The following is a 14,534-nucleotide window of genomic DNA, read 5'->3' as shown; positions in this document are numbered from 1 at the left end:
TGGGAGGGATTGCCAAGACGGTCTCACGATGGCGTTTGATCGGACAACAACTCGACACAGGTGGGAAGCAGAAGCGCAGCGGTGATGACCGCCGTGCCTGCGGGCATGAAACCCTATCTCGCTCGCGGCGGCTCGGCCGTCGGCGCGCCCGCCTTGTCGCGCATTCGCCGGGAGAGGCTTGGGAGGGTCGCGGAGACGGTTCGGCGAGCGCCGGGAGAGGCTTGGGAGGGTCGCGGAGACGGTTCGGCGAGCGCCGAGAGAGGCTTGGAAGGGTCGCGGGAGACGGTTCGACGTGCGCCGAGAGAGGCTTGGGAGGGGCGCGGAGACGGTTCGACGTGTGCGGGCGCTTGTTGACACCGACGCGCGCCTCCGCCGAGACTCCGGGCCGCATGGGAAGCCAGTTCCTCGATCTTCTCCTCGTGGACCCTGCGCCGTTGCAGGCGCGCATCCGTGGCGACGTCGCCGACCTCGTCGACGCCGTCTACCGCGCAGCCGAGCCGCCCGACGAGCGCTTGCGTCCTGCGTTCGAGGTGATGGCGCGGGGCACGTTCGTCTTTTTGCCCAAGCGCGCGGAGCACCCCGACGGGGCCATGTATGGGCGCGCCGTGGAGGTTCTTCTCGCGAGCTTCGCACAGCGGAAATGGAGCCTCGAATATTACCCCGACGAGAGCGAATCTCCCCTCTGGGAGCTCTCGTATCGGGCATGCGAAGCAGAATGGCTCGACTTGCCGTCGTCTCCCTCCGGCATTCCCGCGATCGCCTGGCGTAGCCCCGACACGTGCAGGCGCCTCGCGAGCTCGATCGCACAAGCGCTCTCGTCGCGGAGCTTCAACGAGCGATACAGCCCCGAGGCGACGCTGCGCGAGGCGAAGGAGGCGCTCGACGTGGGCTCCTCGTCGGGTCACGGGCTCTTCACGATTTTCCAAGGATAGAGGTGCGGCAATGACCTGGTTCGGCTCGCTGACGGTCGCTTTCGTCCAAGCGCTGGCGCCGGATGCCCGCGCTTTGGCAGATGCCAAGAAGCTCGCGAAGGCCTCGGCCTGGCGGAGGCTCGGTCGTGAGGGAGATGCCGTGTGGGGCGTGGCGCTCGGCTCGAAAGGCGACGCCTATGCGGTCTTCGCGCGTTCGGCGGAAGATGCGCGCTGTAGCTGCCCGAGCCGCAAGCGGCCATGCAAGCACGCATTGGGGCTGCTCCTCCTCGTCGCGAACGGGCATGCGTTCGTGGAGGAAGCATTGCCGGCGGGTCATCGATATACTTGAACGGAGCACGCTCGCCAGGCTGCTCGCGCCCTTTCCAAATCCAGCGCCTCGTGGTAGACACGCCGCAGTCATCCCCGGCTGCGGCTCGGAAAGGATCAAACCATGGCCACGCGCGCTCTCATCGTCGTCGATATCCAGAATGACTACTTCCCTGGAGGGAAGTGGACGCTCAGCGGGGTCGAGGCCGCCGCCGACAATGCGGCGCGACTGCTCGCCGCCGCCCGCAGCAAGGGCGATCTGGTCGTCCACATCCGCCACGAATTTCCGACCGCCGACGCCCCCTTCTTCGCCCCCGGCTCGGAAGGCGCGCAAATTCACCCGAAGGTGCAGAACCGTGCCGATGAGCATGTGGTGCTGAAGCACCAGATCAACTCATTCCGGGACACCGACCTCAAGGCGGTGCTCGACCGCAATGGCATCACCGAAGTCGTGATCTGCGGCAACATGAGCCACATGTGCGTCGATGCCGTGACGCGCGCATCCGCCGACTTCGGCTACGCCGTCACGGTCATTCACGACGCCTGCGCCTCGCGCGACCTGGAGTTCAACGGCGTGCGGGTCCCCGCAGCCCATGCCCACGCAGCATTCATGGCAGCACTCGGCTTCGCCTACGCAAAAATGCGATCGACCGACGAGTTCCTCGGCTGAGCTCGAAGGCGCAGCGCTGGGGCTTTGCCCCAGGCCCCAGCAGGGGCTGTCCGCCCCTGCACCCGGACCAGCGAGGCGCTGGACCCGGGGTCGAGGAACTGCGCGGTGCGCAGTTCCTCGAACAGCCAGGTTCAAGACCCCAGGCGAACCTGCCAGCCAAGGCGGTAGCGTTGCAGGTGGAACTGGCGACGCTACCGCCGCCTGCTTGAAACCCACCTCAGAAGTCTTGCCACCGGCCCGTGGGAAGAACTGCGCATTGCGCAGTTCTTCCCCTTCGGTCCAGGCCGTGCCTGGTCCGGGGTCGAGGGGGCGGACAGCCCCCCGCGGGGTCCGGGGCAGCGCCCCGGCGCGGCGGCCCGAGCGACGCTAGATCGGACAATCAATGTCCATAACGTGGGCTCTTCCCTCTGGACGAGGGGGCCTTCGACGGGCAATCTACGCCGCGCTCGACGATCGGCTGCGCATTCGGGCCGAGCAGGCGGATCGTTCCGCCGTGGAATGGCTCCATGCGCGCGTATTGGATTGAAGTTCAATCCCCGTTTCGGCGAGGAGGCTGCGGCGTCGCGGTGGCGATATCGCAGTGGAGGAGCATGAAGAAGGTCCTCGAGATGATCGCGGTCATCGTGGTGGTATTGTGCCTGATCAGCGCGGGCGTTCTCCTCTCCCGTGGGCCCGGGAAAGACGCGCCTGCTGCGCCTGACGGCGCTGTGGACGAGTCTGCGGTGACGACGATGATCGGAGGCGGGCCGTGAGGAAGGTGCCGAGGCGCTCGCGCCTCAAGCCACGGGCGCGGTGGGGGGCGGCAGGACGGCCGTGAAGTCCTGGACGAACCGCTCTGCGTAGTTCTCGACCAGCTCGCGCACGCGGGCCGGGTTGTCTGCGCGGACGATGAGCCCTGCGTGGTGCGGCTTCTCTGGCGTGCGCCAGACGATCTCCGGGTCCGTGTACGCCGACATGTCCGGGTGCTCCTGCCGCGACAGCGAGAGCACGAGACCGCCGTAGTCGTAGCGCCGCGGCGGCAGCACGTACGGGCGTTCGCCTTGCGCGATCTCGACCTTCGCCCATTCGCGCCACAGGTTGATCCCTGTCGCTGCCTCCACCACGTCCGACGTGTGGCTCCCGCCCACGCGCGCGGCGGCCTCGATGAAGTAGATCCGGCCGTCCTCGTTCGAGCGCACGTACTCGATGTGCGTCACGCCGCGCACGAGGCCCATGTGCTCGATCACCCGCTCGTTCAGGTCGATGAGCTCGCGCCACAGATCACTCGCTCGGTCGATCGTCTGCGTCGCCGAGGGGCCTCCTTGGTTCACCACCTCGAAGAGCGACGTCCTGTACTGGTGCGCTTCGGCGAACACGATGCGCTTCTCGGAGACGATCGCGTCCACGTGGAAGAACTGGCCCGGGATCATCCGCTCGAGCAGGTAGCGCGAGCGATCGTCGCCGAGCTCCTCGATGACGCGCAGCGCGTCCTCCTCGCGGTCGAGCTTCTTGATGCCGAGCGATGCGGCCTCCGAGCGGGGCTTGAGCAGCCACGGCGCCGGCACCGTGCGCAGGAAGCGGCGCACGCGCTCGTCGTTCAGCACGTGCACGAAGTCTGGCACCGGGATGCTGCGATCCTTCGCGCGGGCGCGCATCGCCAGCTTGTCGCGGAAGTACCGCGCCGTCGTCTCGCCCATGCCCGGGATGCGCAGGTGCTCGCGCAGGTGCGCGGCGAGCTCCACGTCGTAGTCGTCGAGCGGCGCGACGCGCTCGATCTCGCGCGTCCGGGCGAGGTAACTGACCGCGTTCACCACGGCGCGCCGATCGTTCAACGTCGGCATGCCGAAGATCTCGTCGATCTCGTCGCGTGCCCAGGGTTTGCCGAGCAAGGACTCGAGCGTCAACAGGATCACCCGGCAACCCTCGCGCCCCGCCTGCTTCAGGAAGTCGTTGCCCTTGAAGTAGCTCGACACGCAGAGGATCGTGGTCGGCGGCGGGGGCAGGGAGGCGGGCCTCGTCGGATCGTGGTCGATGTTGATCACGGGGCCTCCATTACTCCAACTCGGGCCGGGATGTCATCTGGCCGTCGCGCCAAACTCAGCCGGCCATCTCGGCCCCGCGCATCTGGCGGATCAACGCGATCACGAGATCGATGCCAATCTTGTTGTCACCCCCCTCGGGGATGATCACGTCGGCCCAGCGTTTCGAGGGTTCGACGAACATGAGGTGCATCGGCCGCACGGTCCGGTAGTACTGCTCCCGGATGGAGTCGAACGTCCGGCCGCGGTGCTCGATGTCGCGGCGGATGCGCCGGAAGGCCCGGATGTCGGCGTCCGTGTCGACGTAGATCTTGATGTCGAGCTGATCGCGCAGTTTCGCCTCGACGAACACCAGGATGCCCTCGACGATGACCACCGGCGTCGGCGCGACGCGGCGCGAATCGGGCGCGCGGCGGTGCGTCTTGAAGTCGTACCGAGGCACGTCGATGGCGGCGCCTTCTCGCAGGGCCGCGAGGTGCTCGACCAGGAGTTCCGTCTCCAGCGACTCCGGGTGATCGAAGTTGAGGCCGCAGCGCTCCTCGTAGGAGATGTCGCCGCGGTCGCGGTAATACGCGTCGTGCTCGAGGATGTTCACGCCGGCGGGAGGCAGCGCCTCGACGATACGGCGGGCCACGGTCGTCTTGCCGGAGCCGCTGCCGCCAGCAACTCCAATGATGAGCGGTCGCATCAGAGCTCGTTCGTCCCGGCGGCACCATACTTCGATTCGACGGCCTGGTCGACCGTGGAGCGAACAAGCATGCCGCGCCACACCTTGACGGGCGCGCCGGGTCTTGCCGCAGCGCGGACGGAGCCGAATGTGAGGGGGAGAAGGGTCGATGGCCGGTGGGCGCTCGAAGGCGACCCGACGGACTCGCGCCATGGAGGTTCCATGAAGTTACCGCTCCAGATCACGTTCCGCGACATGCCACCGTCGGAGTCCGTGGCGCGCGAGGTGCGCGAGAAGGCCGAGAAGCTCGACGAGGTCTACGAAGGGATCATGGGGTGCCGCGTGGCGATCGAGCCGGAGTCCCGCCGGCGTCACCAGGGCAACGTCTACCGCGTGCGGATCGACATGACCGTGCCCGGCGAGGAGATCGTCGTCGGCGGCGAGTCCGCCGAGGAGCAGCACATGCGCGCGCACGAGGACGTGTACGTCGCGGTGCACGAGGCGTTCGACGGCGCGCGCCGGCTGCTCCGGGAGTATGTGGCCAAGCAGCGGGGCGACGTGAAGACCCGCGTCGGGCCGCCGCACGGAAAGGTCGCGCGGATCTTCCCGGAGAGCGGCTACGGTTTCCTGGAGGCCGAGGACGGCTACGACGTGTACTTCCACAAGAACAGCGTCCTCAACAACGGCTTCACGCGGCTCGCCGTGGGCACCGAGGTCCGCTACGAGGAGGAGCCCGGAGAGAAGGGGCCGCAGGCGAGCACCGTCGCCATCGTCGGCAAGGGCGGACACGGACACCGCGCCGCCTAGACCATCAAAATCGGCCGCCTCTTGCGGAGCCCCGTCAAACTGGGTACGAACGCCCGCTGCGGACGCGCGGCCCGGGCAGTCGCCCGGTGCGGCGATCCGGGTCTTGGCGGAGGACGGCGTGGCGGACCCTTCGGGGCGCTTCCCCATACGTGAGCACGACACGCTGGCCGGCGGCTTTTCAGGGACGCCGCGCGTGGGCTCGACCTTGCCCGGCCCCTTGCCCGACGGGATCGGGCCCGCGCTGCGCGCCTTCGAGAAGGGAGCGCGCATCGGCAAGTTCCCGATCGTCCGCGTCATGAGCACGGGCGGGATGGGGATCATCTACGAGGCGATGCACCCCGTGCTCGGCTCGCGCGTCGTCATCAAGACCGTGCGCCCCGAGATGGTCGGCAAGGCCGCGATGGCCGAGCGCTTCCGCAACGAGGCGCTCGCCGCGAGCCGCATCCGCGACGATCGCCTGCCGCAGATTTTCGACATCGATCGTCTCGACGACAACACGCAGTACATGGTGATGGAGTACCTCGAAGGCGAGGATCTCCAGCAGCGGCTCTCCGACGGGCCGCTCACGCCGGCGTACGCGACGCGCGTGCTCTTCGAGGTCCTCGAGGTCCTGCACAAGGTCCACAAGCTCGGCGTCATCCACCGCGACATCACGCCGCGAAACATCTTCCTCGCGCGGAGCGAGGTGCTCGGCGAGATCCCGAAGCTCCTCGACTTCGGCGTCGCCCACTTCGTCGACGATCCGAACACGCGCCCCGGCGAGCTCGTGGGCTCGCCGTTTTACATGGCGATCGAGCAGGTCCGGGATCACGGCGCGATCGGGCCGTGGACCGACGTCTTCGCCGCGGGCGTCGTGCTCTACGAGCTCGTCGCGGGCGTGCGCCCGTGGCCCGGATCGAGCCTCATCGGCTACCTCACGGCCCTCGCCGAGCGACAACCGCCGCGCTCCCTCGCCGCCGCCGCGCCGAACGTCCCGCCCGGCCTCGCCGAGGCCGTCATGCGCGCCATCCGCATCGAGCCGATCGAACGTTTCCCCGACGCCGCGGCCTTCGCGCGCGCCCTCGAGCCCTTCGCCGCCGATCGCGCCGTGCTCTACGATCTGCGCCGCGGGGGGCAACGGTCGAGCGTGCCGACGCGCCGCGCGAGCCTCGAAAACGAGGCGACCGTCGCGATCACGCGCAGCAAGACGGTCACGATCCCGCCGCCGCCGCCCGTCCCCAAGCTCGCGGGCATCCAGTCGAAGCTCGCGGGGCTCGGTCGTGTGCGGGTCGGGGCGGCGGCTTCGGCGGCCGACATGCCGCGGCCGAGCCTGCGCAAGGGCGAACGCAGGCACCTGACGATCGCGATGGTCGGCCTCGCGCTCGACGAGCCCCGCGAGAGCACGCTCGGCGCCGAGGACATCGAGCAGATCGCCACGCAGATCTCCGAGGTCGTCGGCCGCGCCTTCGAGACGGCCGGCGCGCGCGTCGACAGGCCCCCGGGCGAGTCCTTGATGGCCGTCTTCGGCTACCACGCGTCGAGCGAGGACGACGCCGAGCGCGCCGTCACCGCCGCGTTCGCCGCGCTCGATCAGCGCCACGAGATCAACGCGACCCTCACCGAGATCGGCTGCGCGCTCTCCATGCGCATCGGCATCCATACGGGCTTCGTCACGCGCGGCGGCGACGCCATGCTCACGGGCGAGAGCATCAACCTCGCCGAGATGCTCCAGCGCTCGGCGCCGCTCAACGCCGTCGTGGTCAGCCGCGAGACGGTCGATCTCCTCGGCGGCAGGTTCACCGAGCGGCACTTCGGGCCGATCTCGATGAAGGGCCGCGCGCGCCCGAGCGAGGCCTACGAGATCCTCGGCCCCTCCGAGGTCGAGGGCCCGCGCAAGAGCCGCGCCGGCGCGGTCGAGGATCGGCCCTTCGTCGGGCGCGACGCCGAGCTCACCACGCTCGAAGGCCTGCTCGCCGAAGCGGGCGCGCGTGGCGGTTTGCACCTCGGGCTCGTCACGGGCGGGCCCGGCGTTGGCAAGTCGCGCCTCGTGCACGAGCTCCTGCGGCGCGTCGAGGCCGACGACGCGCGATGCACCCTCGTCGTGCGCGCGCACCCCGCCTCCGCCGCGCCCTACGGCGCCTGGGTCGCCTTCCTCCGCCGCGTCTTTTTCCCGCCCGGCGCGACCATGATCGACGCGCTCCAGACGACGACCGAGATCGGCGCCCTCGCCGCCGCGCTCGAGGACGCCCGTCGGAGCGAGCTCATCGCCAAGGCGCCCGTCGTCGATTTTCTCCTCGGCCTCGGCGGACACGACCTCGTCGAGCAGTACGGACCCGAGGGCTTCCAGAGCCGCGTCCAGCAGACGCTCACGCTCCTGCTCGAAGCCCTCGCGCGGAGGGCCAGCGCGTCAAGGCCGGGCAGGCCCGTCCTCTGCGTGCTCGACGACATGCACCGCGCCGACGCGACGAGCCTCGACCTGCTCGGCCGTGTCCTCGGCGGCTACCGCTCCATGCTCCCCGTCGTGTTCCTCGTCACGAGCCGCGACGGCGAGATCGCGACGCTCCCCGAGCACGTCGCCGTGACGCGTGTCCCGCTCGCGCCGCTGACCGACGGCGAGATCCGCGAGATCTCCCTGTTCCTCGCGGGCGAGGAGCCCTCCGCGGACGTCGTGCGCCTGCTCGTCGAGCGAGCCGCGGGAAACCCTCTCTTCGCCGAGGAGCTTTCGCTCTCGCTCCGCGAGCAGTGCATGGTCACGGCCGACGCCACGGCCCTGCGGCGCTTCACCGTGCCCTCCTCGCTCGTCGGCATGCTCCTCGCGCGCCTCGATCGGCTGGAGCCCGAGCTTCGCACCACGCTGCAATACGCGAGCATCCTCGGCGTCGAGTTCAGCGCGGATCTTTTCGACGCCGTTGCATCTGCGCTCGGCGACGAGCGGACCTCGCAACGTCATCTCCACGAGCTCGTCCGTCGCGGTATCCTCTCGCATCGCAAGGAGCGAGGCGAGGAGACGTTCGCCTTCCGGCAGGTGCTCGCGCGGGACGCCATCTACGGCACGGTGCTCATGGACAACAAGCGCGTACTGCACCACCTGGCCGCTGCGGCCATCGAGCGCCTGCACGCCGGCAAGCTCGCGCCGCACCTGCCCGCGCTCTTCCATCACTACAGCCAGACCGACGAGGTCGAGCGCATCGTGCAGTACGCGCGCCTCACGGGCCGCCGCGCCGTGGCCCTCGGCGCGTTCGCTGACGCGGTCGAGGCGCTCATGACCGCGGAGACCTTGCGCAGCCGCCTGCGCGACGACGATCCGCTCGCGGCGGCCCGCGCGCTCTTTGATCTCGGCATCGCGCTCTTCTGGCTCGGCCGCTTCGACGAGGCGGGCGAGCGTGTCGAGCAGAGCCTCGCGCTCCTCAGCGACGACACGCGTGAGGAGGCGCTCACGGTGCGCGCGCGTTGCCATCTCCTTCGCGCCGAGACCGCACACCAGCGCGCTCGCTGGCCCGAGGCCGTCGCGCAGCTCGAGCGGGCCGAGGAGCTTTTCCGCCGCGCGGGCCGGCCCTTCGACGCGGCGCAGGCGCTCTGCACGCGTGGCTTTCAGCTCCGCAGCCAGGGCAAGATCGAAGAAGGCCTCGCGCTCGCCGAGAAGGGCTGGGAGACGCTCCGGGGGTCGGACAACCTGCCCGCGGTCGTGCGGGCGGGCCACGACCTCGGCAATTTGCTGCGCGACGTGCGGCGGTATGACGCGGCGATCGAGGTGTTCGAGGCGGCGATCCGCGCCGGCGAGCAGCTCGCCCTGGAGGGCGATCCGCTCGCGGCCGTGTGGGGCCAGGTCGCGGCGCGTAGCGGCCGGGCGATGACGTTCGCCGCGATGGGGCGGCTCGACGAGGCGATCGAGGATCAGAAGGCCGTGCACGCGCTCGCGGTGCGCGAGGGCAACGTGCTGGCGCAGGCGCACTCGGGGTTTCACCTGGCGCATCACCTGCGTGAAAAAGGGGAGCTGTTCGAAGCCGAGGTGCAAGCGCTCCGCGCGCTCACGTTGTGCACCGAGCTCGGGCTCTCGGGGCGCGCCGTGAAGTGTCGGCTCTTGCTCGCGGACCTCGCGGAGAAGACGGGCCGCGGGGGCGAGGCGCTGGAGCACACGGAGGAGGCCGAGCGGCTGGCGCGGCCGATGGGCGGGGATCCTTGGATCGACGTGGTGGAGCGCCTCGCGGGGCTGCTTCAGGCGCGTGGGCGCGTGGATCGGCTCACGTCGCTCGCGGCCGACACCGAGGCGAGCCTCGGGTCGTCCGCGGATGCTTCGCTCCGGCAGCGGGTGGCGGCGATCTTCGCTCGGGGGTGAGCGTCAATCGTCGAGGGAGAGGCCGCTCGGCAGGCTGTCCGGGATCAGGTAGAGCTGGTTCAACGTCGCGGGATCGGTCAGCGCCGAGAGGAAGGCCATCAGATCGGAGACCTCGGCGTCCGTGAGGCGCGCGCCTTCCACCTTGAGCAGCGGATCGATCGACGCGAGCAAGAGCTTCCGCGTCTCCTCGCTGCTCTGGTACGTGCCCCAGAGCTCGGGCTCGACCTGCTTGTCGTCATACGCCTTCAAATACGCCTCGGGGTCGAGGTGGTGCCGGACCGTGTCTTCGAGGTTGGCGTACGCGCCGTTGTGCATCCACGGCCCTTCGAGCTCGATGTTGCGCAGCGAGGGCGTCCGGAACTTGAACCGATCCTCCTCTTTGAGCGTGATCCGCCCGCGCCCGTAATCGAGCGGCGCCTCGTCGCCCTTGCCCGTGCCCACCTGCGGCGCCGCGACGTTGTGGAAGCCGAAATCGGTCTGCAGCGCGCCGGTGTGGCACGAACCGCAGTTCGCGCGCCCGTAGAAGAGCAGCGCGCCGCGCTTCTGCGCGTCCGACATCGCGCCGTGGTTGCCTGCGAGATAACGATCGAACGGCGTATCGAGCGCCGTGAATGCGTCGGTCATGAACGCGGCCGTCGCCTCGGCCAGGTGCACCACGTTGATATCGGCCTCCGTCTTGCCCGGGAAGGCCGCGAGCAGCGCGTCCTTGTAGAACGGGATGGCCATCGCGCGCGCCACGACGAGCGGCCAGATCTTCGCGAAATCGTCGTTCGTGAGGTCGGCCATTTCGTTCATGTTTCCCTTCACGTCGAGCTCGCCCGGGAAGCCGCGCATCTCCTCGTCCGGCGTGATCGGGATGATGAAGAAGGCCGCGAGCGCATTCGAGAAGTCTTGCGGCGTGTCGTCGCCCGCGGGGGAGATGTACCCGTCCGTCGGATTGCCGCCGAGCCGGCCGTCCCAGAACATCGTATCCCAGCCCTTGACGCCTCGGTTCCAGATCGAGAGCGTATTGCGGGCCAAGAACAGGCTCTTGTCCCCGTGCACCCGCTGCGGGCCGAGCCCCGTCGCGCCCTGGCCGCGGGATTGGCTCTGCCCGTCCGCAGATCCGAGCATGGGGTGATGGCACGTGCTGCAGGCGATGTTCCGCCGGCCGCTCAGCTCTTTCTCGAAGAAGAGCAATTGGCCGAGCTCGACGAGCCCCGGATCCTGCGCCGCAGGCTTCTCCACGGGCCGCACGCCCTCGGCCTCGAGCAGCGCCGTGAGCTCTTGATCGAGGCCGGGCGCGATCGGCCCCGTGCCCTCGCCATTCTCCCCGCCGCAAGCACCGAGCAGCGCCACCGACGCCACCACACCCAAAAGCACCCGTGACGCGCTCATGCGCCGTCGTCCGTTCTCCATAGATAAGTTCATGCTCGTCCTCCTCACGCCTCGTGGCCCTACGCCCCCCTCCGGGGCGTGACGGGCACAGCACGTACCAGCGTGTCCAAACCGGTAACCCCTCGATTTCCTTCGATCATGCCGCGCGCCGCCGCACCGACGGGTCGGTGCGCATCGAAATATCGTTGCGCGACACCGACCGGTCGGTGCTCGGACACCGAGGGGTCGTTGCATGCGTCGGGACGGGTCGGATAGTCTCGGCTCGTATGAACCTCGACGATTGGGTCGCCGCGAGCACGCACGAGCTCGCGGACCTGGCGCAGCTCGCGGATGGGACGCCCGACGCGCTCGACGAGCTCTTGCAGCGGGGCCTCGAATGGCTCGGCCGCATTGCGCCCTACGATCTCGCGGTCGTCTTCGAGCTCGAAGGCCCCTTGCTCCGCGCGAAGGCCGGCCGCGGCTCGCTCTTCCGGCCCGAGGTCCGCGAGTATCGTATTCACCTCGACCGTTTCCCCTCTCTTCGCCTCGCCATCGAGGAGCGCCGTTGCCGCGTCTTCACGGAGGACGATCACGCCCACGGCGACGGGGATCTCTTCGATGGATTCATGGATTTTCCGCACGGCCACGCGTGCATGATCGTGCCCCTCGTGACGGGCTCCGAGGTCTTCGGCGTCATGTCGATCGACCGCGCGCGCTGCGGACACTATCCGAGCGCCGTCGTGGATCTCGCCGAGGTCTTCGGGCGCCTGCTCGCGCTCTCGATCCATTGCATCCGTCAAAACCAGAAGCTCGCCCGCGCGAGCCTCGAAAGCGAGGAGCGGGCCGCCGCGCTCGCGCGCCGCATCGGCGAGATCACGGAGGACGCCTCCGTGCTCGGCGACAGCGACAATGCCCAGGTGCGCGAGCTCGCGCGGCAGGCGGTCCTCGTCGCGCAGACGAGCTCGACCGTGCTCCTCATCGGCGAGACCGGCACCGGCAAGGAGCGGCTGGCGCGCTTCATTCACGAAAAAAGCCCACGCGGCAAGCGCCCGTTCGTCCCCGTGAACTGCGCGGCCTTGCCCTCGGGGACCCTCGAAAGCGAGCTCTTCGGCCATGAGCGCGGCGCCTTCTCGGGCGCCCTGCGGGCCCGCCCCGGCCTCTTTCGCGCCGCGGACGGCGGGACGCTTTTCCTCGACGAGATCGGCGAGCTGCCGCTCGATCTCCAGGGCAAGCTCCTGCGTGCATTGCAGGAAGGCGAGGTCCTGCCCGTGGGCGCGGAGCAGCCGATTCGGGTCTCCGTGCGGGTCCTCGCGGCGACCCACGTCGACCTCGAACAAGCCGTCGCCGCGGGCCGCTTCCGGGGGGATCTTTATTATCGGCTCTCGGTCTACCCGCTGCGCCTCGTGCCGCTGCGCGAGCGCATGGAGGACCTCCCCGCCATTTGCCGGGTCCTCCTGGAGGAGCTCTCGGCGCGGGTCGGGAAGGCGTCGCTTCGCCTCTCCGCGGGGGCCGAGGAGGCGCTACGGCAGCACGATTACCCGGGCAACATTCGCGAGTTATCGAATATCCTCGAGCGCGGGGCGATCCGGGCGGCGGCGGGCACGATCGAGCGGGCGGACCTCGCCCTGTTCGCGCCGCCCGGCCGCAAACGACCCGCCTCCAGCGAGGGCGGGGCCACGGAGGCGCTGGTATCGCTCGCCGAGAATGAGCGGCGCCACATCCAGCGGGTGCTCCGCGCGACGGGCGGCCGTATCTATGGGGAAGGCGGCGCCGCCGAGATCCTCGGCCTGCCCCCCACGACGCTTCAAAGCCGGATGAAGCGCCTCGGATTGCGGCGGGAGACAAATGCTTGACGGAGACGAAAAGGTGCTCGGCAGCGCCGGCCCTCCGCGGGCCTCCTTGTTTGCCGCGCGCCGCCGGTGATACCGTCGGCTCCATGGGGAAATGGATGGGGAAACATTGGGGGGATGGGGTGGGCGTTTTGCGGGGATGGTGCTCGCAGGGGTGTCGATCGGGTGTTCCAGCACCACGGCGACGACCCCGCTGAAGCGACCGAGCGAGCCGCTGATCACCGGCGAGCCGCAATGGCCGGAGGACGTGACGCGGCAGGCGGAGCGCGCCGATCGCGTCTGTGGCCAGCGCCAGGCGCAGCTCCTCTACGATTACGAGGAAGCCAAGCAGGAACAGCAGAAGTTCAAGACCATCATGGGCTCGATCACGGGCGGCGTCGGGACGGTGGGCGGCGCCGTCGGCGGGGTCGGGGCGTATGTGATCGATTCTCCCGACACCCTCAAAACGGTGACAGGCATCACGGGCATCGTGACCGCGGGCCTCGGCGCCGTGGGCTCGGTCGTGACGCTCGTCATCTCGCCCGGCGAATCGAAGATGCACGGCGCGTCCGCTTCCTTCGCATCCATCGAGCAGAAACGAGCGGCGGCGCGGACCGCCCTCACGCAGAAGGAGCCGGGCACGTGGTCGGAGGAAGAAAAGGCCGCGTGGGACAAGGCCGCCAAGGAGCTCGAAGCGGCATGTAAATAGCTCTCGGCGATCCGCTGCCCGGCGCACCAAGGGATCCTCACCTGCAAGGAATCGCCGGCCCGTGGGAACGACCGAGGACGGGGTGATCCCGAGAATCACCCCGTCCTCTGGCATCGCTCACTCTGCGAATTCGAAGCTCGCCGTCACCTGCGTGGTCACCCGGATCTCCCCGGGCTCGACCGGGAAGTCGATCACGCCTGCCCCTCCTGCCATCTCCTGGGCGTACATGGCTTGTTGTCCTTCGAAGAAGGGACTGACCTCCGTCGTGATGCTCCGGAGCCCGCGCAGCTCGACGCGCGCGGCGCCGGCCACCACCTTGGCGTTCGCCTCTGCGTCGCGCACCGCGGCCGCGAGCGCCAGGCGGTGCGCCTCCCGCGGCTGACTCAGGAAGAAATCGAGCCCGCCGACGACATTGGCGCCCGCGCCGAGCGCGGCATCGAGGATACGCGGGCCCTGGACACGCAGCGCCTCGATCCCGACGGCCCGCAGGGCGACCGAGAGGCTGCTCTCCGCCTGGTAGCCGATGATCCGCGGCTCCGTGGTTTCCCCGAGCTCCTCCGGTTGGCGCTCCGGAATGGGCGTCACCGTGATTTCCACGGTCCGCACCTGCAAATCCTGAATCCGGAGACCCTCCAGCGCTTGAATGACCGACCGTGTATTCCTCGCGGCTTCCGCGCGCGCTTCGGCCAGCGTGGTGGCCCGGGCCCGGATCGAGATGCTCGTGCGCAGCGAATCGGGCGCCACCATGACCTCCCCGAGCCCGGCGACGGTCACGGTAGGAACCTTGTCCTCCGTATCGGCCGCATCCGAGGGCTCCGCCGAAAACGCGGGCGTGGAGACCACGGACATCATGCAGGTCGCGAGCAACGCGAAGAGTTTCGTCGTATTCGTCATCGATCCCTCCCCTCTCCTGGGGGGAACCTAA

The 14,534-nt window shown here is 69.2% G+C and carries 12 protein-coding genes; 8 read left to right on the top strand and 4 right to left on the bottom strand.

Annotation, left to right across the window (positions count from 1 at the left end):
- The first annotated feature begins 389 nt into the window (after positions 1-389).
- The 4 genes from E8A74_RS31115 to E8A74_RS52900 all read left to right on the top strand — a co-directional run bounded on the left by E8A74_RS31115 (position 390) and on the right by E8A74_RS52900 (position 2,660).
- On the top strand, positions 390-932 hold the full coding sequence (locus E8A74_RS31115) for a hypothetical protein (RefSeq protein WP_136932738.1): 543 nt from the start codon (positions 390-392) through the stop codon (positions 930-932).
- Between the two features lie 10 nt (positions 933-942).
- Positions 943-1,260, top strand: coding sequence for an SWIM zinc finger family protein (locus tag E8A74_RS54145; RefSeq protein ID WP_211365483.1), 318 nt, complete (start codon positions 943-945; stop codon positions 1,258-1,260).
- A 102-nt stretch (positions 1,261-1,362) separates the two neighbouring features.
- Positions 1,363-1,908, top strand: coding sequence for a cysteine hydrolase family protein (locus E8A74_RS31105; RefSeq protein WP_136932737.1), 546 nt, complete (start codon positions 1,363-1,365; stop codon positions 1,906-1,908).
- Between the two features lie 590 nt (positions 1,909-2,498).
- Entirely contained in the window at positions 2,499-2,660 is a 162-nt protein-coding gene (locus E8A74_RS52900; protein ID WP_170229505.1) for a hypothetical protein, read from the top strand.
- A 24-nt stretch (positions 2,661-2,684) separates the two neighbouring features.
- Here the strand turns inward: E8A74_RS52900 and E8A74_RS31100 are convergent, their stop codons facing one another.
- Both E8A74_RS31100 and udk read right to left on the bottom strand, forming a co-directional pair.
- Complete coding sequence (locus tag E8A74_RS31100; RefSeq protein ID WP_211365482.1) at positions 2,685-3,929, bottom strand: ATP-grasp domain-containing protein; 1,245 nt, start codon at positions 3,927-3,929, stop codon at positions 2,685-2,687.
- 55 nt (positions 3,930-3,984) lie between these two features.
- Complete coding sequence (gene udk / locus E8A74_RS31095) at positions 3,985-4,614, bottom strand: uridine kinase (protein ID WP_136932736.1); 630 nt, start codon at positions 4,612-4,614, stop codon at positions 3,985-3,987.
- A 201-nt stretch (positions 4,615-4,815) separates the two neighbouring features.
- Between udk and E8A74_RS31090 the strand changes: the two genes are divergently transcribed.
- Together E8A74_RS31090 and E8A74_RS31085 are read left to right on the top strand one after the other, a co-directional pair.
- Complete coding sequence (locus tag E8A74_RS31090; protein ID WP_136932735.1) at positions 4,816-5,400, top strand: HPF/RaiA family ribosome-associated protein; 585 nt, start codon at positions 4,816-4,818, stop codon at positions 5,398-5,400.
- Positions 5,401-5,518: 118 nt separating this feature from the next.
- Positions 5,519-9,715 carry a serine/threonine-protein kinase gene (locus E8A74_RS31085; protein ID WP_136932734.1) on the top strand — a complete coding sequence of 1,399 codons (4,197 nt, stop codon included), beginning with the start codon at positions 5,519-5,521 and terminating at the stop codon, positions 9,713-9,715.
- Between the two features lie 3 nt (positions 9,716-9,718).
- Here the strand turns inward: E8A74_RS31085 and E8A74_RS31080 are convergent, their stop codons facing one another.
- Positions 9,719-11,125 carry a cytochrome-c peroxidase gene (locus E8A74_RS31080; RefSeq protein WP_170229504.1) on the bottom strand — a complete coding sequence of 469 codons (1,407 nt, stop codon included), beginning with the start codon at positions 11,123-11,125 and terminating at the stop codon, positions 9,719-9,721.
- Between the two features lie 233 nt (positions 11,126-11,358).
- Here E8A74_RS31080 and E8A74_RS31075 point away from each other — a divergent pair, with 233 nt between their 5' ends.
- Both E8A74_RS31075 and E8A74_RS31070 read left to right on the top strand, forming a co-directional pair.
- Positions 11,359-12,924, top strand: a complete 1,566-nt coding sequence (locus tag E8A74_RS31075) for a sigma 54-interacting transcriptional regulator (protein WP_136932732.1) — start codon at positions 11,359-11,361, stop codon at positions 12,922-12,924.
- Positions 12,925-13,060: 136 nt separating this feature from the next.
- Positions 13,061-13,609: a hypothetical protein gene (locus tag E8A74_RS31070; protein ID WP_136932731.1), complete on the top strand. Its 549-nt coding sequence runs from the start codon at positions 13,061-13,063 to the stop codon at positions 13,607-13,609.
- A gap of 117 nt (positions 13,610-13,726) precedes the next feature.
- Here the strand turns inward: E8A74_RS31070 and E8A74_RS31065 are convergent, their stop codons facing one another.
- On the bottom strand, positions 13,727-14,503 hold the full coding sequence (locus E8A74_RS31065) for an SIMPL domain-containing protein (protein ID WP_136932730.1): 777 nt from the start codon (positions 14,501-14,503) through the stop codon (positions 13,727-13,729).
- Positions 14,504-14,534 lie beyond the last annotated feature (31 nt).

Origin of the sequence: Polyangium fumosum, assembly GCF_005144585.1 — a bacterium.
GTDB classification, from domain to species: Bacteria; Myxococcota_A; Polyangia; order Polyangiales; family Polyangiaceae; genus Polyangium; species Polyangium fumosum.
Note: the sequence above shows the minus strand (reverse complement) of the source record. Positions and strands in the feature narration are given on the sequence as shown.